Origin of the sequence: Sandaracinus amylolyticus, from assembly GCF_021631985.1 — a bacterium.
Classification (GTDB): domain Bacteria; phylum Myxococcota_A; class Polyangia; order Polyangiales; family Sandaracinaceae; genus Sandaracinus; species Sandaracinus amylolyticus_A.
Genome location: NZ_CP070225.1, coordinates 1,818,505 through 1,838,366 on the forward strand (window position 1 = coordinate 1,818,505; position 19,862 = coordinate 1,838,366).

A 19,862-nucleotide genomic window follows, 5' to 3' on the forward strand; every position below is an offset into this window, starting at 1 on the left:
GGTTTGGGCGAGGGCGAGCGAGAAGGGCGCACCGTAGGACGTGCCGGAGCCCCCCACGTTCTCACGATTGATGGGCCGCGTGGGGCATGGGAGCCTGAGGCCGAATGTCTCGTCTTCGGCCGTTCGCTCCTTGCCTGCTCTTGTTGGTCGTTGCTCCTTCGTTCTTTCTCGGGGCGTGCGGCGACGACTCGGGGCCGCCCGGCGACGACACCGTCCGCGCCATCTTCGAGCTCTCGCGGGACCCGATCGACTTCGGGGCGGTGCCCTTCCCCGACGACCTCTATCTCCGCGACGGTCACGTCGAGCTCGGTGCGTTTCCGCGCGAAGAGCGCGCCGATCCCGGCACCGTCGCGTCGCTGCGCGAGTCGCTCCACGAGATCGACGGCTTCGGCGTCAGCTCGCCCGTCTTCTTCCACTTCGACGGCGCGCTCGACCCTGCGTCGCTCCCCGCCGACGCGCGCGCGAGCCTGCTCGAGGACGCGTCGGTCTTCCTCGTCGATGCCGATCCCGCCTCGCCCACCGCGTCGGAGCGCGTGCCGGTCGTGGTGCGCTGGGACGCGACCGAGCAGCGGCTCTCGGTGCAGCCGCTCGACGGCCACCCGCTGATCGAAGGCACGCGCTACGCAGCCGTCGTGACGAGCCGCGTGCGCTCGAGCGAGGGGATCGCGATCGAGGCCGCCGAGGAGTTCGCGACGATCCGCGACGCCACCGCGCGACCCACCGACGCGCTCGAGGCCGAGGCCTACGCGCAGTACGCGCCCGTGATCGCCAGCCTCGCGATGGCGGGCACGCCGCGCGAGGAGATCGTCGCGCTCGCGGTGTTCACCGTGCAGACCGTCGCCGACGACATCGCCGATGCGCGCGCGGTGGTGCACGAGGGCCAGGTCCCCGCGATCGAGATCGAGCGCGCCGTGACCGGCGAGCCGCTCGAGGCGCTGCTGGGCACGCCCGCCGACCCGCTGCCCGGCGGCGACGTCCCGGGCGGCGTCGCGCACGACGCGATCGGCTGGGTGATCGACGGCACGTTCGGCTCGCCCGAGCTCGCGTCGCCCGCGCCCGGCCAGCACGGCCGCTGGACCCGCGACGACGCGGGCGCGCTCGTGGTGAAGCGCACCGATCGCGTGTGGTTCACGCTCGTGCTCCCGAGCGGCGTCGATCTCGCGACGATGTCGGTGCCGGTGATCGTCTTCCAGCACGGGCTCGGCGGTCAGCGCGGCAACGTCTTCGCGGTGGCGAACACGCTGTGCGCCGCGGGGTTCGCGGTCGCGGCGATCGACATCCCGTACCACGGCATGCGCACCACCGGCGGTGCGGTCGACGATCGGCACGCGTACGGCGCGACCGAGGGCGCGGATCTCTTCGGCGATCTCGGCGGCCAGGTCGTGTACGTCGACTTCCTCGGGATCGGCGACGAGGCAGGCGAGCTCGTCGCGTTCCATCCGTTCTACACGCGCGACGTGTTCCGCCAGTCGGTCGTCGATCTGATGGGCCTCGTGCGCGTGCTCCGCGAGGGCGACTGGAGCGTCGTCGCGAGCGCCGGTGGGCCCGCGTTCTCCGTCGCGAGCGCGCCGCTCGGCTTCGTCGGCGTCTCGCTCGGCGGGATCCTCGGCACCGTGTTCGTCGCGAACGAGCCGGAGATCGGCGCGTCGGTCCTCGCGGTCACCGGCGGACATCTCGCGCGCCTCGTCGAGATGAGCCCCTCGTTCGCGCCGACGTTCCTCGGCATCCTGCTGCCGCGCTTCGGCTACTCGCTCGACGCGATCGAGTGGGAGCGCGAGACCGTGAGCAGCCTGCCCGGGATGGCGATCTTCCAGACGCTGCTCGACCGCGGCGACTCGATGGCCCACGCCGCGATGCTCGCGCGACGTCCGGTGCACGTGCTCATGCACATGGCGCAGGGCGACGAGACGGTGCCGAACGTCGCGACCGAGTCGCTCGCGCGCGTCGTCGGCGCGCCGATCGTCGGCGTGCCGCCCGCGTTCACCGATCTCGATCCCGGCACGCTCCCGGTCTCGCGGAACGTGATGATCGGCGACGACGACGTCACGCGCGTGCTCGTCACCTACCAGTCCGCGAACCACGGCCTGCTCACGTCGCGCAACGACGCGCAGCGCTGGATGCAGCCCGCGCTGCCGCCTTTCGTCGAGCAGTCGCCGCCGATCGCGCTCGAGAACCCGATCGACGACGCGCAGGCGCAGATGCAGCACTTCTTCGCGACCTGGCGCGAGGGAAGACCCGAGGTCGCCGCAGCGGAATAGGGCTTCGCGATTGACCCTCTCGTCGCGCCCCGGATATCGTCGGTGCGCTCCATCGGGGGAGAGTGCGTCGATCCAGAGCGCGGGGCGCGCGCGGGAGGAGTGTCGATGAAGGGCGAGGTTCGGAATCCGACGACGGTCTGGCTCGTGGCGATCTTCACCTGCGGGCTCGGGCCGCTCTACTACTTCTATACGATGTTCACCGAGCTGAAGAACTACCTCGGCCGTGACGACATCAACCCGATCGTCGAGCTCCTCATCGCCTGGGTCTGCGCGCCCTACGCGCTGATGCGGCTCGGCGGCTACATCCAGGAAGCGCGTCAGCGCTCGGGCGTCGCGAACGCCGAGAACAACTGGGTGAACTACCTGCTCTTCCTGTTCGCGTGCGGCTTCGGCTGGGCGAAGATCCAGGAGGACATGAACTCGATCTGGCAGGGCGGCGGCGGCGCGCCGGCCACGTTCTGATCAGACTGGTCGCGTGAGCGATCGCGCGATCACGACCAAGACGCCCGAGGTCTCGAACGAGGCCTCGGGCGTCGTCGTTCCGTCGAGACCGCCGCTCCCCGACAGACCGCAGTGGCGCCGCGTGCTCGATGCCGCGACGCCGCTGCTCGCGCTCTTGCTGCTCGCCGCGATCGAATTCCCGCTCTGCCCGACGCGCCTGATGTTCGGCGTGCCGTGCCCGGGCTGCGGCCTGACGCGCGCGACGCTCGCGATCCTGCAGCTCGACTTCGCCGCGATGTGGCGCCTGCACCCGATGGCGCCGGTGATGACGCCGATCGTCGCGTGGTTCCTGTCGAAGCCCATCCTGGAAGAGCTCGGGTGGATCCCGAAGCACCGCGTGTTCGTGCGGGTGCCCAACCTCGTGTGGGGCGTGCTGCTCGTGATGTTCTTCGGGCTCTACGTCGCGCGGCTCGGAGGGCTGCTCGGTGGGCTGCCGGATCCGATTGATCCGCATGCGAGCATGATCGGGCGCGCCTGGGACCTCGTCGCGCCGCACGTGCACTGAGCGGCGTGGACGACGAAGTCACCGACGCGCTGTTCGATTTCCTGCGCCAGAACGGGATCGAGACGTCGCGCGAGTCGATCGCCGAGGTCGTCGAGGACGTGCTCGTGCACCGCGAGGCGCGAGGATGCTTCGAGGACGGGCTCATCACACTCGACGAGCTCGTCACGCTGGTCCTCCAGCACGTGCACTCGAGGATCGTGCGGCGCGCGCTCGACTGGGACGATCGCGAGCTGCACGCCCGGCTGCGCCGCGCGCTGAGCGACGACCCGCGGCGCCGATGATGGGGGCCGCAGCAGCCGACCGGGCTCACTCGTACGGAGCGAGCCGGACCTCGTACGCCGTGAAGCCGTCGAAGCGGTCTCCCTCGCTCTGCACGCCGAGCACCACCTTCGACGCCCAGCGATCGTGCTCGAACGCCGGGATGGCGAGGAACGGGACCGCGTAGCCGCGCGACGAGGTCACGCGACGCGCGGCGGGATCGACGCGCTCGATCGTGCATGCCGTCTCGCAGAGCGGATCGGAGAAGAAGCGATCGCCGTCGCCCTGCAGCGCGTAGATCGACGTGCCGTCCTCCGTCATCGCGACGTAGCCCTCGGAGCCCGAGAGCGTGCCGAGATCGCCGTCGCGCACGAAGCAGCCCGACGTGAACGACGAGCCCGGCGCGCAGCCGTCCCCGAAGATCCGAAGCATCACGCCGACGTGGTTCACGAGGTGCGTCGCCGGGCTGCCCACGAAGGCGAAGACCGTGCTCGCTGCGATGTCACCGTGGTACGGCGACTCGTTGACGAACGTCGCGACTCCGCTCGCGGTCACTTCGTAGAGGTGGAAGTCCGACGGCGAAGAAGAGACCGTCGTCGTGACGAAGTGATCCGTCCCGGGCACGCGCTCCATCGGGATCCCGTTGTACGTGTGCTCCGTCGAGAGACCGAGCGTGGCGCCCGTCTCGAGGTCGTGGGTCGAGAACACGCGATCCCAGTCGTTCTCGGGGCCGCACACGAACCGGTGCCCCGACACGATCACGCCCGCCTCGCAGAAGCGCGGCAGCCGCGACGTGGCGATCGTCGCGAGGTCGGGCGTCAGTGATGTCAGCTCGGCGCGATCGGCGATCGCGACGTACTCGCCGTCGAATGCCGCGGCCGTGATCTCGCGGCCGCTCGCGAACGTCGCGAGCTCGCCGCCGTCGCGACCGATCAGACGAGCGGCGTCGCGATCGACGACGATCCAGCCCGCCTCGATCACGAACACGGCGAGGAGCTCGCCGCTGCCGCGCGCGACCACCTCGCCGGTGACGGGAGGGACGCCGGCGTCGTCGGCGCGTCGGCCGCCGTCCCCGCGGTCGGGGTCGAGCGGCACGCTCGCGTCCCGGCCCAGCGGCGCGCCGCCGTCGCGTCCCGCGATCATCTCGGGCTCGAGGCAGATCCCGCGGAAACACTCGAGACCCAGGCTGCAGCGACGGTCGGGCAAACACTCTCCGCCGAGCGCGCCCGCTGGTGTCGAGGTGGTCGAGCGCGCGCATCCGACGGCGAGCGCGACGACGATCATGGCGAGCAAAGTGGTCCGCATCGGTCCTCCAGCGGCGGGAGGATGCACCGGTGACCTCGCCCGCGTCGAGCCTCGCGACGCGACGACGAGCACGCACTTCGCGACGCCGCGCGGACGCCCGAGAACGTTGCTCGTGGGCTCGGCGGTGCGCTCTCAGAGCGGCAGGTTGTCGTGCTTCTTCGGCGGGTTCTCGAGCCGCTTGTCGCGCAGCAGCCACAACGCGCGCGCCAGGCGCGCGCGCGTCGTGCGCGGGTGGATCACCTCGTCGACGAACCCGAGCTCCGCCGCCTTGAACGGGTTCGCGAACTTCGCGCGGTACTCGTCGACGAAGTGCGCCTTCGCCGCGACCGGGTCGCTCGCCTTCTCGATCTCGCGGCGATAGACGATGTTCACCGCGCCGTCGGGGCCCATCACCGCGATCTCCGCGCTCGGCCACGCGAAGTTCATGTCGCCGCGCAGGTGCTTGCTCGCCATCACGTCGTACGCGCCGCCGTACGCCTTGCGGGTGATGACCGTGATCTTCGGGACCGTCGCCTCGGCGTACGCGTAGAGCAGCTTCGCGCCGTGCTTGATGATCCCGCCGTACTCCTGCGCGGTGCCGGGGAGGAACCCGGGCACGTCGACGAACGTGACGATCGGCACGTTGAACGCGTCGCAGAAGCGCACGAAGCGCGCGGCCTTCACGCTCGCGTCGATGTCGAGGCAGCCCGCGAGGATCTGCGGCTGGTTCGCGACGACGCCGATCGGCGAGCCGCCGATGCGCGCGAAGCCGATCACGATGTTCTCGGCGAAGCGCTCCTGCACTTCGAAGAACACGCCGTCGTCGACGACCTTCGTGATGACCTGCTTGATGTCGTAGGGCTTCGCCGAGTCGCGCGGGACCAGCGTGTCGAGCTCCGCGTCCTCGCGATCCACCGAGTCGGTCGTGGGGCGGTGCGGCGGGTCCTCGTGGTTGTTGAGCGGCAGGAAGCCCATCAGCTCGCGGATCGCGGCGAGGCACGACGCGTCGTCGGCCGAGGCGAAGTGCGCGACGCCGCTCGTCTCGTTGTGGGTGCGCGCGCCGCCGAGCTCTTCCTTGCTCACCTCCTCGTGCGTGACCGTCTTGATCACGTCGGGGCCGGTGATGAACATGTAGGAGGTCTTCTCGACCATGAAGATGAAGTCGGTCAGCGCGGGCGAGTACACCGCGCCGCCGGCGCACGGGCCGAGGATCGCGCTGATCTGCGGGACGACGCCCGACGCGAGCACGTTCGCCTGGAAGATCTCGGCGTAGCCCGCGAGCGACTCGACGCCCTCCTGGATGCGCGCGCCGCCCGAGTCGTTGAGGCCGATCACCGGCGCGCCGACACGCATCGCGAGGTCCATGATCTTCGTGATCTTCCGGGCGTAGGCCGCGGAGAGCGACCCGCCGAAGACCGTGAAGTCCTGGGCGAACACGAAGACCTTGCGGCCCTCGATGCTGCCGTAGCCCGTGACCACGCCGTCGCCGGGGATCTTCTGCTCGCCCATGCCGAAGTCGGTGCAGCGATGCACGACGAGGCGATCCATCTCCACGAACGAGCCGGGATCGAGGAGCAGATCGATGCGCTCGCGCGCGGTGAGCTTGCCCGCTTCGTGCTGCTTCGCGATGCGCGCGGCGCCGCCGCCCTCGAGCGCACGTCGGTCGAGATCATCGAGAGCAGCGACGGGATCGAAGGGCTTCTTCACGGTCATGGCCGCGAAGGGATAGCGGAGCGAGGGTCCAGAGGGAAGGGCGGGGTATCCTCGGGTCGCTGCACGCGCGTCGGGATGAAACGCAGATCGCGGGGCCGCTCGCAGCGAGGGGGAGGAGCCTGTGGAATCAGCATCGATGGCGGCGGCGAGCCCGCGGCAACGCACGGGGTGGTCGACGGTCGCGGGCACGACGATGCTGCTGGCCGTGCCGCTCACCGGGCTCTCCTCGTTCGCCGGGATGATGAACGCCGGGGATTCGGTGGACGGCGGCTGGTGGGTCGTGGTCGGGGTCAGCAGCGCGCTCGCGACGCTGTGGCTGCTCGGCGCGGCGATCGTGATGTTGCGGCGCAGCGCTCTCGCGACGAGCCTGCGCGCGCCTGGGGGGCTCGCGATCGCGTCGGGCTCGATCGCGCTGGTGGGTGGTCTGCAGCGCGCGCTCTCCTCGAGCTGGCCGAGCGAGCGCGCGGAGGGCGAGCTGCTCGCGATGATCGCGATCGTCGCGCTGCTCGCGGGGTGGGGCCACTGGGCGGAAGCGCGAGGGCGCGGGGGCGCGCGCGGGGGATACGTGCTCGCGAGCCTCGTGGTGATCGCGACGATCGCGCGCGTGGTGTCGCTCCTCGCGTGAGCGCGATTCAGCGCTTCTCGGGCTCGCTGGTGCGGCGCAGGAGCAGGTGCGCGACGCGCGGGCGGCCCTTGCTGTCCGGGACGCTCTGCTGGCGGAGCAGCTGGTAGCCGCGCGCGTCGAGCCAGCGGGTGAGCGCGCCGAGCTCGTAGCGTCGGCTGTAGAGCATCGTGAGCGCGCGGCGTTCCTCGACGAGCCAGAGGTCGTGGCAGAAGTTGCACGAGCCGGGGATGCGCGATGCTTCGTCGTCCTCGCGCAGCGTGAGGCGCATCTCGACGCGCGCGTGGCTGCGGCCGAGCGCGCTCTCCCACGCGCGATAGGGGCCCTCGAGGAGCAGGCGACGGTTGGTCTCGGCCGCGGTCTCCTGGCGATCGGCGCGTGCGAGCAGCGCGTAGAGCGGATCGCTCGAGATCGGATCGTTGCGCAGCCCCACCTCGAGCCAGAGGAGATCGCCGGGACGCACCAGGCGCGCGAGCTTCTCGCGGAGGAAGTGCTCCTCGTCGCGCACGTTGCCGAAGACGTTGCCGAGCACGCACACGAGGCGTCGCCCCGCGTCGGCGTCGTAGCGCTCGGTGGGCAGGCGATTGACGAAGCCGAGCGGGCCCTCCTCGAAGTCGGCGCAGAACGCGAGCACGTGGGTGTGCGGGAGGTCTTCGCGCTCGCTCACGATCTTCCGCGCCGACGTCGCGGCGCGCACCAGCAAGGAGATGGACACGTCGACGAGCGCCATCGTCTGCCAGGGAAGTGGTTGGCCGATCGTGCCCTCGAGCGCGTGCAGCGCCTCGATCAGCACGCACTCCTTGCTGCCCTCGCCGGGGCCGAGGCTGATCACGTCGAGCCCGCGGAGGCGCCGCGAGTCGAGCCCGAGCGCCTCGGCGATCGGACCGCGACATCCACCGCGCGCGTCGCGCGCCGAGTCGAACCAGAGGCGCGCTTGGTCGCGCACGCCGCGCAGCCACGAGTCCTGCTCGTAGCCCGAGCGGATGATGCTCTCCCACGCGAGCGCGCCCTGGGCCTCGGAGTAGAGGAACTGGTGCCCCACGTAGTCGTAGTGCACGCGGTCGCGCAGCTTGCGTTGCTGCTCCGCGGGGCTCGAGCCTTCTTCGATCTCGAGCGGGCGAAGCTTCAGGTGGACCGTCGAGTCCATCAGGCTCGCGCGATCCTTGAGCTGCGCGATGCGCGCGGCGATGGCGCGCTTGACCCCGGCGAGCTTGTACGGCTTGAGCTCGCGCACCGCGCCGGAGCGCCAGTTCGCGACGTTCTCGACGCTCACGCCCGCGAGCGCCGCGACGTCGCGATCGCTCTCGATGCCGAGCTCGGCGCAGGTCGAGAAGAAGAGCTCGAGCAGCTGGCTCGGCGCGGTGGGGCGCGACGGGCGCGCGCTCTCGACGTCGCTGCTGGAGCGGTCGGTGGTTCGTCGTGAGCGCATCTGCCCATCCTCTCACGCGACGTCGTGCGCCGCGGTCTTTGGCGAGGGGACGCTCGTCTTTCGCGATGCCCCCAGAGTCTTTGGCCGCGCGCGCGTGGCACCGTCACGAGCATGCGGAAGACAGTCATCGTCGGCGCGCTGCTCTTCGGGGCGTGCCAGGGGACGGGCGCGGACCCCGTCGTCGCGGATCTGCCGGCGGGCGACCCGGTGCCGATCGATCTCTCGCATCGTGGCTCGGCGCGCTCGCGCGCGGATCTGACGTGCGAGCTGACTGCGCCGGAGGACGAGGTCGACGCGTTCTTCGCGACGCGCACGCGCGTGTACGTGGTCGCGGTCGGGCGCGAGGATGCCGGCGAAGAGGGCGTGTTCGGCGTGTACGACGAGGAGACCGGGTGCGCCGCGGAGTGCCTCGTGGTCTGCGAGGATCGGTGGATCTGCTCGACGCTGCAGTGCGGTGAGCGCGACGCGCCGGACGGCGATCCCGACCAGATGAACGACGAGCTCGAGGACAACGGGTTCCCCGTGCCGGGGCGCGAGCCGCGCGGAGACGAGCCGCGCGAGCCCGGCGGCGGCGGCGACGGGCCGTTCGATCCGCCGGACCCGGGCCCGATGCCGCCGGGGATCTGAGCGGCTCGAGACCGTCGAAGATCGGCTCGCCCGCGGGTCGAGGACTCCTGCAAGCGCCTAACGCGCGTCGCCGCGCAGGGTCTGCACCGCGTGCTGCAGGCGCTCCGCGGTCGCGTCGCCGGGCGCGATCGCGTCGCCGATCTCGAGCTCGATCTTCGAGCGGAAGCGGCGTGGACGCTTCGCCATCGCCGGCCCACCGCGGCGGCTGAACCAGCTGCCCCAGAGGCCCTTGAGCGCCATCGGGTACACCGGCACCGGGACGCTCGCGACGATCCGCTCGACGCCCGGGCGGAACGGCGCGATCTCGCCGGTGTACGTGAGCGCGCCCTCGGGGAAGATGCAGACGAGCTCGCCCTCGGCGAGCGCACGATCGATCTCCGCGAACGCCTTCTCGACGAGCTCGGGCTTCTCCTTGCGGCCCGCGATCGGGATCGCGCGCGCGATGCCGAACATCCACTTGAGCAGGGGGATCTCGAAGATCTTCCACCACATCACGAAGCGGATCGGGCGCGACGACGCGGCCGCGAGGATCAGCGCGTCGACGTACGCGACGTGGTTGCACACGAGCAGCGCCGGGCCCTCGCTCGGGATCTTCTCGATGCCCTTCACGCGCAGCCGATACATCGTGTGCATCAGCAGCCACACGAGGAACCGGAAGAGGAACTCGGGGAGCAGCGTGTAGATGTAGAGCGCGACCAGCGCGTTCATCACGCCGGCGGCGAGGAAGAGCTGCGGGATCGTGAGCCCGAGGCCGAGCAGCACGATCGCGACGCCCGCCGCGCCGACGATGAAGATGGCGTTGACGATGTTGTTCGCGGCGATGATGCGCGACCGCTTCGTCGGGTCGCTGCGGTGCTGGATCATCGCGTTGAGCGGCACGCTGTAGAAGCCGCCGAACACGCCGAGCAGCGCGAGGTCCATGAGGATGCGCCAGTTGCTCGAGTCGGCGAGCACGGCGAACGGCCCTTCGACGACGGCGGGCGCGACGTGCCACTCGCTCGCGAGGAAGAGATCGATCGCGAAGAACGTGATGCCGATCGATCCGAAGGGGACGAGGCCGAGCTCGATCACGCGTCCGCTGAGGCGCTCGCAGAGCAGCGAGCCGATGCCGACGCCGAGCGAGAACACGATGAGCAGCAGCGTGACGACCTCGGGCGATCCGTGGAGCACGTCCTCGACGAAGCCGGGGAGCTGCGCGAGAAAGAGCGCGCCGACGAACCAGAACCACGAGTTGCCGAGCACCGAGAGCCAGACCGCGCGGTTCTCGCGCGCGTACCCGATGACGCGCCACGTCTGGACGAAGACGTTCGGATCGATGTGCAAGCTCGGCATCGCCGAGGGGACCTGCGGCACGCCGCGGCTCGCGACGTAGCCCGCGATCGCGACGACGACGATCGTGATCGCGACTGCATGCACGCCCCAGCCCTGCTGCGCGACGAGCACACCGCCGAGCATCGTGCCGCCGAGGATCGCGACGTACGTGCCCATCTCGACGAGGCCGTTGCCGCCGACGAGCTCGTCCTCGCGCAGCACGGAGGGCAGGATCGCGAACTTCACCGGGCCGAAGATCGCGGCCTGCAGCCCGAGCATGAAGAGCAGGGCGAGCAGGAGGATCGCGCTGCCCGAGAAGAGCGCGAACGCGGCGACGAGCATCACCGCGATCTCCATGAGCTTCGTCCAGCGCACGAGGCGCGACTTCTCCATCTTCTCGGCGAGCTGTCCGGCGGTCGCGGAGAAGATGAAGAAGGGCAGGATGAGCAGACCGCTCGCGAGGTTCACGAGCGCGTCGCGCGAGAGCGAGACGTCGCTCGGTGGCGTGAGCGTGAAGAGGATGACGAGCGCGTTCTTGAAGACGTTGTCGTTGAACGCGCCGAGGAACTGGGTCCAGAAGAACGGGGCGAAGCGCGTCTCGGCGAGCAGGCGGGACTGGCTCATCGTTCACCGTCCAGGGCGGAGTCGAGAGAGAGGACTGCCGCTCGCGAGCCGCGTTGCTCGCGTCACTTCGGCGCCATGCGCAGCGCGCCGTCGATGCGGATGACGGTGCCGTTGAGGTACGCGTTGTCGACGATGCTCAGCGCGAGGCGCGCGTACTCGGTCGGGTCGCCGAGGCGCGACGGGTTGGGGATCGCGGCGGCCAGCGACTTGCGCGCTTCTTCGGGCAGCGCCGCGAGCATCGGCGTGTCGAAGGTGCCGGGCGCGATCGTCATCACGCGCACGCCGACCTTCGCGAGGTCGCGCGCGGCGGGCAGCGTCATCGCGACGACCGCGCCCTTGCTCGCGCTGTACGCGACCTGACCGATCTGACCTTCGAACGCAGCGACCGACGCGGTGCCGATGATCACGCCGCGCTGTCCGTCGGCGAGCGGCGGGGCCTTCGCCATCGCGGCGGCGGCGAGGCGCAGCACGTTGAACGTGCCGACGAGGTTCACGTCGATGACCTTGCGGAAGAGCTCGAGGTCGTGCGGCTTGCCGTCCTTGTCGACGGTGCGCGCGGCCCAGCCGACGCCCGCGCACGCGACCGCGACGCGCAGCGGCCCGCGCGATGCGGCGTCGTCGATCACCGCGCTCATCGCCGCGCCGTCGGCGACGTCGGCGGGTGCGGCGAACGCGCGATCACCGCCGATCGCCGCCGCGAGCGCCTTCGCGCGATCGGCATCGCGATCGACGATTGCGACGTTCGCGCCGCGCGCTGCGAGCGCCTCCACCGTGGCGCGTCCGAGCCCCGACGCGCCGCCCGTGACCAGTGCGACCGATCCGTGCAGATCCATGCGCGCGATCTAACCCGACCGAGCGTCGCGGCGGAAGCGCGCTCCCGAATCAGTACGGGCTGTCGCGGTAGCCTTCGACGCGGGTGTCGCCGCCGCTCTCGTCGCCGCCGCCACCCCCACCGCCGCCGCCACCGCCGCCTCCCGGGCGACGGATGAGCGTGAGGCGCGCCTCGACCTCCATCGAGGCGCCGTGGACGGTCTCGGTGACCGTCGTCGGGCGGAAGCCCGGGCGCGAGAACGTCAGCTCGAGCTCGCGGCCCTCGGTCGCGAGCTCACCGACGAGCTCGACCTGCGCGGGCGTCGGGCCGTACGCGCGTCCCGCGATCTCCACCGTCGCGCCGGGCGGAGTCGAGCGCAGCGACACCATCAGCGTGCGCACCGGCTCCGTCGGCTGCGGCGCGGTGCCCGTCGTGTCCGGCGTCGGCATCACGGCCCCGAGCGCGTCGGTCGGCGAGGTCGTGGGGTCGTGCGGCGGCGACGCGGTGGACGGCGTCGGCAGCACGGTCGTCTCGGCGGCCTCGGCGCCGCCGACCATGCCGGTCGCGTACGCACCGATGCCGCCGACCGCCGCGAGCACCGCGACGATCGCGAGCGCCATCGGCGCCTTCGACCTCTTCTCCTCGGGCGCCGCGCTCATCGGCGCGGGCGGGAGCGCGCCGGAGGGCATCCCCGCCGGCGGCGACTGCGGCCCGACCGTGTGCACGCCACTGATCGGCGTGCCGCCCGTCGACATCGAGAGATCGACCTCGCGGCTGTGCGAGGCCGTCAGGTGGAGGCCGTCTCCGCCGCCCTGCTTCAGCGCGACGAGCAGCGCTTCCATGTCCGGGTAGCGGTCGGCGGCCTTCTTCTCGAGGCACTTGAAGACGACGGCCTGCAGCTCCGGCGGGATCGGCGGCTTGCCGGAGGGCACCGTCATCGGCGGCACCGGCTCGCGCACGTGATCCATCAGGATCTGCATCTGGTTCTCGCGGTTGAACGGCACCCGGCCGGTCAACATCTCGTAGAGCATCACGCCGATGGCGTAGATGTCCGTGCGGCCGTCGACGTGCTCGCCCTGGATCTGCTCGGGCGACATGTACTTGGGCGAGCCCATGAACACGCCGGCCTGCGTGAGATCCTCGTCGGGGTTCTGACCGTCGATCTCCTTGACGAGACCGAAGTCGAGCACCTTGACGTAGTCCTCGCCGTCGCGGTCGACGAGCATCACGTTGCCCGGCTTCATGTCGCGATGGATGACGCCGAGGCGATGCGCTTCGCGGAGCGAGCGGCAGATCTGCTTCGCGATGTTGATCGAGCGGTCCGCGGAGAACGGGCCTTCCTGGGTCAGGCCGCGCTTGAGCGTGCGCCCGTTCACCAGCTCCATCGCGATGTAGTAGATGCCGCCGTCGCCCTGACCGTAGTCGAACACCGTGACGGTGTTCGGGTGCGTCAGCTTCGCGACCGTGGCGGCCTCGAGGAAGAAGCGCTTGCGGAACTCGGGATCCTTCTCCTCGTCGTGCTTGAGCGAGAGGATCTTGATGGCGACGAGACGACCGAGCGGAGCCTGCTCGGCCTTGTACACGACGCCCATACCGCCGCGAGCGATCGGCGAAAGGATCCGGAAACGATCGGAGACGACCTTGCCGATGAGCGGGTCGGTCTCGCCCGTCTTGCCCGTGCGCACCGGGGGAGCGTTGATCTCCTCCGGAACGACTCCGTTGTCCTTCGGGCTCGGGACGCTCATGCGGGAAAGGACCCCCTCTGACGACGGGTCATTGGGTTCCCCGACCCCAATGATGTCGTCCAGCCGAGTGTACCCCAAATGCACTGTTCGTCTATAGCCACGTTGTTTCCAGCCGTGGCGTACACAGGCAGCGAAAACGGCGGGGTTTTGTGGGTCTGGGGTCAGGGCTCCCAGGTCAACAGGCGACACTCGATGGCGCCATTGAAGAGCCGGTGGGACGCGACCGGCTCCGGGAGAAGACCTTCGGGCGGCGGCGCCTGGAGCAAGAGGCTCAGCCGGTGGCCGCGGAGGGCGGGACGGATCGCGGCGAGCTCGTCCCAGAAGGCGCGCACGTCGAGGCGCACTCCATAGGGCGGGTTCGCGACGAGCTCGGTGGGCGCGTGCGCGAGCGAGAGATCGCGGAGCGAAGCACGCCGGAAACGTGCGCGAGACACGGCGCGCTTCGCGTTCGACTCGGCGAGCGAGATGGTACGGGGATCGACGTCGAGACCGAGGATCTCGGGGCCGCTCGGGCGCTCGTTCGCGCGCGCCTCGTCGCGCATGGTGCGGAACGCGGCGCGCTCGCGCGCATCGTGGCTGGCCCAGCGCTCGACGCCGAAGCGATCACGCGCGATGCCGGGCGCGACGTCGCGCGCCCAGAGATCGGCCTCGATGGGGATCGTGCCCGAGCCACAGGTGGGATCGATCAGCGGGCGCTCGCGATCCCAGCCCGAGAGGCGCAGCAGCGCGGCGGCGAGCGTCTCCTTGAGCGGCGCTTCGCCGATCGCGCGGCGCCATCCGCGTCGATGCAGCGACTCGCCCGAGACGTCGAGGTGCACCGACGCTTCGTCCTTCGCGATGTGCACGAAGATCGCGACGTCGGGATCCTCGCGATCGACGTTCGGTCGTGCGCCGGTGTGATCGCGGAGGCGATCGACGATCGCGTCCTTCGTCTTCTGCGCGACGAACGCGGTGTGGGTGAGCGCGCTCTGCTTGCTGATCGCGCTGACCGCGAGGGTGTGGCGCGGCGTGAGCCAGCGCTCCCACTCGACGTCGCGCGTGCCCGCGTAGAGCGCCTCGCCGTCGGGCGCGGGAAAGCGCGCGATCGGCATCAGCACGCGCACGCCGATGCGCGAGTGCAGGCACGCGCGGAACGCGTGATCGATCGTGCCCTCGAAGCGCGCGCCGCCGCGATCGGCGCGCACCTTGTGGAGGCGCAGCTCGCGCAGCTCGTCCTTCAGCGCGAGCTCGGTCCCCGCGGCGCAGGTGACGAAGAACGGCTGGAAGCGGTCTTCGCGCTCGACGCTCACATGCGCTCGAGGACTTCGATGCCGAGCAGCGCGAGGCCGCGGCGGAGCTGACGCACGACGATGGCGGTGAGCGCGAGACGCGACTCGCGCGTCGGCCCTTCGGCCTTGAGCACCGGGCACGCCTCGTAGAACGTGCTGAAGTCGCGGGCGACGGCGTAGAGGTGATCGGTGAGGAGGTGCGGCTGGCAGGTGTCGGCCGCGGCGTGCACGACGTCGGCGAACTTCGCGAGCTGGCGCGCGAGCGCGAGCTCGGCAGGCTCGGTGAGCGTCATCGACGCGGGCGCGAAGCTGCGCTCGTCGAGCGCCGCCTTGCGGAAGATCGAGAGCACGCGCGCGGCCGCGTACTGCATGTAAGGCCCGGCGTTGCCCTTGAACTCGATGAGCTTCTCGAAGTCGAACTGGTAGTCGCTGAGCCGGTTCTGGCGCAGATCGCTGTACTTCACGGCGCCGATCCCGACTGCGCGCGCGACGTTCGCGATCTGATCGTCGGGGATGTCGAGGCCCGCTTCGCGCACCACCGCGGCGGCGCGTGCTTCCGCCTCGTCGAGCAGCGACGCGAGCGTCAACGCGTTGCCTTCGCGCGTCGCGAGCGCGGTGCCGCTGCTGCCGAGCACCATCCCGAAGCCGACGTGCTCGAGCTGCATCGTGATGCCGAGCATCTGCACGACGCCGAAGAGCTGCTCGAAGTGCTGCGACTGGCGCGAGTCGACGACGTAGATCGCGCGATCGACGCCGAGCGACTTGCGGTGCTCGACCGTCGCGATGTCGGTCGTCGAGTAGAGGAACGCGCCGTCCTTCTTGCGGATCAGGAACGGCGTCTTCTGCTTCGCGAGCTTGTTCGCGACGTTCTCGAGCTCGTTGAAGAAGACGCAGATCGCGCCCTGGTCCTCGCGCGCGAGGTGCTTCGCGAGGAGCTCGTCGACGACGCCCGGGAGCATCGGCTCGTAGAAGCTCTCGCCCTTCCACCACTCGAACGAGACGCCGAGGCGCTCGTAGACCTTGTCGTTCTCGGCGCGCGTGATCGCGACGAAGCGCTCCCAGAGCGCGCGGTTCGCGGCGTCGCCCGACTGCAGCTTCGCGAGCTCGCGGCGCGCCTCGTCGGCGAACGACTCGTCGTCCTTCGCGCGCTTCTTCGCCTCGACGTAGATGCCCTCGAGCTGCGCGAGCGAGAGCGACGCGACCGCGGCGTCACCGCCGCCGAACGCGCGCAGGCCCGCGATCAAGAGGCCGTACTGCGTGCCCCAGTCGCCGAGGTGGTTGTCGCCGATCACCTCGTGGCCCTGGAACCGCAGGAGCTGCACCAGCGCGTGGCCGATGATCGTCGAGCGCAGGTGGCCGACGTGCATCTGCTTCGCGATGTTCGGGCTCGAGTAGTCGACGACGATCTTCTGCTTCGCGTCGGTCTCGGGCACGCCGTCGCGCGCGTCCTTCAGGGACTCGGCGAGGCGCGCGGCGATCCACGCGTCGGCGAGGCGGATGTTGAGGAACCCGGGGCCCGCGACGGTCGCCTCCGCGATCGCTTCGTGCGAGCGCAGGGCTTCGGCGACCTTCTCGGCGAGCTCGCGCGGCGGACGCTTCTGCTGCTTGGCGAGCGGCATCACGCCGTTCACCTGGTAGTCGCCGTGCTTCGGGTCCTGCGTGGGGCGCAGGATCGCGGGCGCCTTCACGCCCAGGGTGTCCTCGATCGCCTTGGAGGCGAGTGCATCGAGGAATCGTTCGATCCGCATAGGCGCGCGTTCTTACCACCGAGCGCGGCGGACTGCATGATCCCGCGCGCCGGACGCGATATCGTGCGGCCGTGCGCAGGATCGTATGTGCCGTCGGCGTGGGGCTCGGGTTGGCCTCGGTGATCGTGACCTCGCTCGCGGCGTGCTCGTGCGACAACCCATCGCCGCCCGTGATGTCGTCGTGTGATCGCGCCTCGGCGAGCGCAGTGGTCACGGCGTTGGAGATCCTCCGCGTCGAGGAGATCCACGGTCTGCAGGGCGGGACCCACGTGGAGGTCGACGTGCGCGTCGTGGGGAGCGCGCTCGGTGCGTGCATCGCGCAGCGCACCGAGCTGCGCGGACCTTCGGGCGTGGTGGAGTCGAACGCGTCGAACGTGCCGCTGCGTGGGAGCGACACCGACGCGACGAGCGCGCCGATCCTGCTCTTCCCGCCCACGGCGCCGTCCATCTCGGACGTGCCGCTCACGCTCGTCGTGGAGATCGGTGGTCGCACCGCGGCGCGCGAGCTCGAGACGCTCGCGCACGATGGCGGGCCCTGAGGCGCTGCGCGTTCTAGACTCCGCGCCTCATGCCGGGCTCGAGCTTCGGACAGGCCTTCCGCGTCACCACTGCGGGCGAGTCGCACGGACCGGGGAACGTCGTGATCGTCGACGGTTGCCCGCCCGGTCTCGCGCTGAGCGAGGAGGACCTGCGCCCCGATCTCTCGCGCCGCAAGCCCGGCCAGAGCGTGCTCACGACGCAGCGCATGGAGAGCGACGAGCCGGAGATCCTGAGCGGCGTCTACGAAGGCCGCACCACCGGCACGCCGATCGCGATCCTCGTGCGCAACACCGATCAGCGCAGCAAGGACTACGCGTCGATCGCCGAGGTCTATCGCCCCGGCCACGCCGACTACACCTACGACGCGAAGTACGGCTTTCGCGATCCGCGCGGCGGAGGTCGATCGAGCGCGCGCGAGACGGTGGCGCGCGTCGCGGCGGGCGCGATCGCGAAGAAGCTGATCCACGAGGCGTTCGGCGGTCGCGTGATCGCGTACGTGAAGCAGGTCGGCGACGTGGTCGCGCAGATCGACGAGCCCGCGGGCGTGACGCTGACGCAGGTCGAGACCCTGCCCGATGGATCGCCGAACCTCGTGCGCTGCCCCGATCCCGACGCGGCGTCGCGCATGGTCTCGCTGATCGACGAGGTGCGTCGCGACCTCGACTCGATCGGCGGTGTGTCGGAGATCGTCGCGACGAACGTGCCCGCGGGGCTCGGCGAGCCGGTGTTCGACAAGCTGCGCGCCGATCTCGGCAAGGCGCTCTTCTCGCTGCCCGCGGTGCTCGGCGTGGAGTTCGGCAGCGGGTTCGCGAGCGCGCGCATGCGCGGCAGCGCGCACAACGACGTGTTCCTCGCGGCGGAGCGCGAGACCTCGCCGCCCGACGTGCCCTCGTTGCGCACCGCGAGCAATCGCCACGGCGGCATGCTGGGCGGCATCTCGAGCGGGATGCCGATCGTGATGCGCGCGGCGATCAAGCCGACGAGCAGCCTCGCGCGCGAGCAGGACACCGCGGACGTGCACGGGCGCGCCACGACGCTGCGCACCAAGGGGCGTCACGATCCCTGTCTGCTCCCGCGCTTCCCTCCGATCGGCGAGGCGATGGTCGCGATCGTGCTCGCGGATCACTGGCTGCGCTGGACCGGCTCCCGGCGGGTGTCGACGTCGACGTGATCGCGCGGCGAGCTGTATCGATCGTCGCGATCGCGCTCGCGGTCGGATGTGGCGCCGCGGACGCGGACGAGCGCGGATCGAGCATGCCGCTCGCGCCGACGTCGCCGGGGGAGCTCGCGCGTGCCGCGCTCGACGATCTCCCGCGGCGTCCGACCGACGGGCTCACCGGCGATCTCGTGCTCGAGGATCCCAGCGGTCACGCGCTCGACGCGCTGCACGCCGCGCTCGCGCGCGCGGCCCGCGGCGAGCACACCGCGCGGCTCTCGTTCTACGGCGGCTCGCACACCGCGAGCGATCTCTACACCGGCGTGATCCGCGCGCGCCTGCAGCAGCACTTCGGCGACGCGGGGCACGGCTTCGTGCTCGCGATGCCGCCGATCGATCGTTACTGGCAGCAGGGCGTGCGCATCGCCGACGCCGAGGGCTGGACGATGCTGCAGCCCTCGAGCAAGCGCATGGGCGTCGAGCACTACGGGCTCGCGGGCATGGCGTTCGAGGCGACCGAGCCCGCGTGGGCCGAGGTCGAGACCGAGCACGGCGCGAGCGCGTCGCGGATCGAGATCATGTACCTGCGCCAGCCGGGCGGCGGCGCGCTCGAGGTCGAGATCGACGGTGAGCCCGCGCGCGTGCTCGACACTGCGAGCGAGACGATCGCGCCCGCGATCGAGCGCATCGAGGTGCCGCTGGGATCGCATCGCGTCTCGCTGCGCACGCGCAGCAGCGCGCCGGTGCGCGTGTTCGGTGTCGTGCTCGAGCGCGATCGACCCGGTGTCATCGTCGATCAGCTCGCGATCGCCGGCGCGAAGGCGCGGCATCAGCTGCTCTGGGACGAAGCGACGTGGAGCGCGCTCTGGTCGCCGCGCCCACCGGACTTCGTCGCGCTCTCGTACGGAAACAACGAGCTCGACGATCACCACCTCACGTTCGCGCAGCACGAGCAGCACTTCGTCGACGTGATCGGGCGCGTGCGCCGGCACTCGCCGGACGCGTCGTGCCTCGTGATCGGGCCCTCGGATCGCCAGGTGCGCGGGGTGCGCGGCGAGTGGAAGAGCCCGGGCGCGCTCCCGCTCTTCGTGGCGATGCAGCGGCGGATCGCGCACGCGCACGGATGCGCGTTCGTCGACGTGCTCGCGTGGCAGGGCGGGCCGGGCGCGGTGGAGCGCTGGCTCGCATCCGATCCGCCGCTCGAGCGCGACGATCGCATGCACTTCACCGAGCAGGGATATCGACGGCTCGGAGCCGATCTGCTGCGCGTCCTGCTCGCCGGAATGGCGGCCGAGCCGCGCTGATCTCTTCGGCAACTCAGGCCTGCGTCACGCATCCCGAATTGGTCCTCGGCAAACACGCGAAAAACATCGCGTTTCCCGACCATTTCGGCTTGACGCACTGCGTCGCACCCCTTACCCCTGACGACTGAGCCGCGGTTCAGTTTCGTCCGAGACGCGCC

The 19,862-nt window shown here is 70.6% G+C and carries 17 protein-coding genes; 9 read left to right on the forward strand and 8 right to left on the reverse strand.

Going from position 1 to position 19,862, the window contains the following annotated elements:
• Positions 1 to 104: 104 nt before the first annotated feature.
• From I5071_RS07500 to I5071_RS07515, 4 genes are all read left to right on the forward strand, one after another.
• A complete protein-coding gene (locus tag I5071_RS07500; protein ID WP_236604715.1) occupies positions 105 to 2,258 on the forward strand; it encodes a hypothetical protein in 2,154 nt (717 codons plus the stop codon).
• A 105-nt stretch (positions 2,259 to 2,363) separates the two neighbouring features.
• A complete protein-coding gene (locus I5071_RS07505; protein ID WP_157069339.1) occupies positions 2,364 to 2,720 on the forward strand; it encodes a hypothetical protein in 357 nt (118 codons plus the stop codon).
• A gap of 13 nt (positions 2,721 to 2,733) precedes the next feature.
• Positions 2,734 to 3,264, forward strand: a complete 531-nt coding sequence (locus tag I5071_RS07510; protein ID WP_236604716.1) for a DUF2752 domain-containing protein — start codon at positions 2,734 to 2,736, stop codon at positions 3,262 to 3,264.
• A 5-nt stretch (positions 3,265 to 3,269) separates the two neighbouring features.
• Positions 3,270 to 3,545 carry a hypothetical protein gene (locus I5071_RS07515; protein WP_236604717.1) on the forward strand — a complete coding sequence of 92 codons (276 nt, stop codon included), beginning with the start codon at positions 3,270 to 3,272 and terminating at the stop codon, positions 3,543 to 3,545.
• 25 nt (positions 3,546 to 3,570) lie between these two features.
• Here I5071_RS07515 and I5071_RS07520 read toward each other — a convergent pair whose 3' ends face one another.
• Positions 3,571 to 4,854 (reverse strand): hypothetical protein, encoded by a 1,284-nt coding sequence (locus I5071_RS07520; RefSeq protein WP_236604718.1) that lies wholly within the window; start codon positions 4,852 to 4,854, stop codon positions 3,571 to 3,573.
• A 105-nt stretch (positions 4,855 to 4,959) separates the two neighbouring features.
• Positions 4,960 to 6,519 carry an acyl-CoA carboxylase subunit beta gene (locus tag I5071_RS07525; RefSeq protein WP_236604719.1) on the reverse strand — a complete coding sequence of 520 codons (1,560 nt, stop codon included), beginning with the start codon at positions 6,517 to 6,519 and terminating at the stop codon, positions 4,960 to 4,962.
• Positions 6,520 to 6,640: 121 nt separating this feature from the next.
• On the opposite strand from I5071_RS07525, the gene I5071_RS07530 reads away from it, so the two are divergent.
• Positions 6,641 to 7,144, forward strand: coding sequence for a hypothetical protein (locus I5071_RS07530; RefSeq protein ID WP_236604720.1), 504 nt, complete (start codon positions 6,641 to 6,643; stop codon positions 7,142 to 7,144).
• Between the two features lie 7 nt (positions 7,145 to 7,151).
• Here the strand turns inward: I5071_RS07530 and I5071_RS07535 are convergent, their stop codons facing one another.
• Positions 7,152 to 8,570, reverse strand: a complete 1,419-nt coding sequence (locus I5071_RS07535) for an L-histidine N(alpha)-methyltransferase (RefSeq protein ID WP_236604721.1) — start codon at positions 8,568 to 8,570, stop codon at positions 7,152 to 7,154.
• A gap of 111 nt (positions 8,571 to 8,681) precedes the next feature.
• Between I5071_RS07535 and I5071_RS07540 the strand changes: the two genes are divergently transcribed.
• Positions 8,682 to 9,197, forward strand: coding sequence for a hypothetical protein (locus I5071_RS07540; RefSeq protein ID WP_236604722.1), 516 nt, complete (start codon positions 8,682 to 8,684; stop codon positions 9,195 to 9,197).
• 57 nt (positions 9,198 to 9,254) lie between these two features.
• Here I5071_RS07540 and I5071_RS07545 read toward each other — a convergent pair whose 3' ends face one another.
• From I5071_RS07545 to argS, 5 genes are all read right to left on the reverse strand, one after another.
• Positions 9,255 to 11,132, reverse strand: coding sequence for an MFS transporter (locus I5071_RS07545; protein ID WP_236604723.1), 1,878 nt, complete (start codon positions 11,130 to 11,132; stop codon positions 9,255 to 9,257).
• A gap of 62 nt (positions 11,133 to 11,194) precedes the next feature.
• Positions 11,195 to 11,965 (reverse strand): SDR family NAD(P)-dependent oxidoreductase, encoded by a 771-nt coding sequence (locus I5071_RS07550; protein WP_236604724.1) that lies wholly within the window; start codon positions 11,963 to 11,965, stop codon positions 11,195 to 11,197.
• A gap of 49 nt (positions 11,966 to 12,014) precedes the next feature.
• Positions 12,015 to 13,688 (reverse strand): serine/threonine protein kinase, encoded by a 1,674-nt coding sequence (locus I5071_RS07555; protein ID WP_236604725.1) that lies wholly within the window; start codon positions 13,686 to 13,688, stop codon positions 12,015 to 12,017.
• Positions 13,689 to 13,849: 161 nt separating this feature from the next.
• A complete protein-coding gene (locus I5071_RS07560; protein ID WP_236604726.1) occupies positions 13,850 to 14,977 on the reverse strand; it encodes a THUMP domain-containing class I SAM-dependent RNA methyltransferase in 1,128 nt (375 codons plus the stop codon).
• On the reverse strand, positions 14,974 to 16,704 hold the full coding sequence (gene argS / locus I5071_RS07565; RefSeq protein ID WP_236604727.1) for an arginine--tRNA ligase: 1,731 nt from the start codon (positions 16,702 to 16,704) through the stop codon (positions 14,974 to 14,976). Before argS ends, I5071_RS07560 begins: the two co-directional genes overlap by 4 nt.
• Positions 16,705 to 16,775: 71 nt before the next feature.
• Between argS and I5071_RS07570 the strand changes: the two genes are divergently transcribed.
• The 3 genes from I5071_RS07570 to I5071_RS07580 all read left to right on the forward strand — a co-directional run bounded on the left by I5071_RS07570 (position 16,776) and on the right by I5071_RS07580 (position 19,704).
• On the forward strand, positions 16,776 to 17,243 hold the full coding sequence (locus I5071_RS07570) for a hypothetical protein (RefSeq protein WP_236604728.1): 468 nt from the start codon (positions 16,776 to 16,778) through the stop codon (positions 17,241 to 17,243).
• A 29-nt stretch (positions 17,244 to 17,272) separates the two neighbouring features.
• A complete protein-coding gene (gene aroC / locus I5071_RS07575; RefSeq protein ID WP_236604729.1) occupies positions 17,273 to 18,415 on the forward strand; it encodes a chorismate synthase in 1,143 nt (380 codons plus the stop codon).
• Between the two features lie 83 nt (positions 18,416 to 18,498).
• A complete protein-coding gene (locus I5071_RS07580) occupies positions 18,499 to 19,704 on the forward strand; it encodes a GDSL-type esterase/lipase family protein (RefSeq protein WP_236604730.1) in 1,206 nt (401 codons plus the stop codon).
• The last annotated feature ends 158 nt before the right edge of the window (positions 19,705 to 19,862 follow it).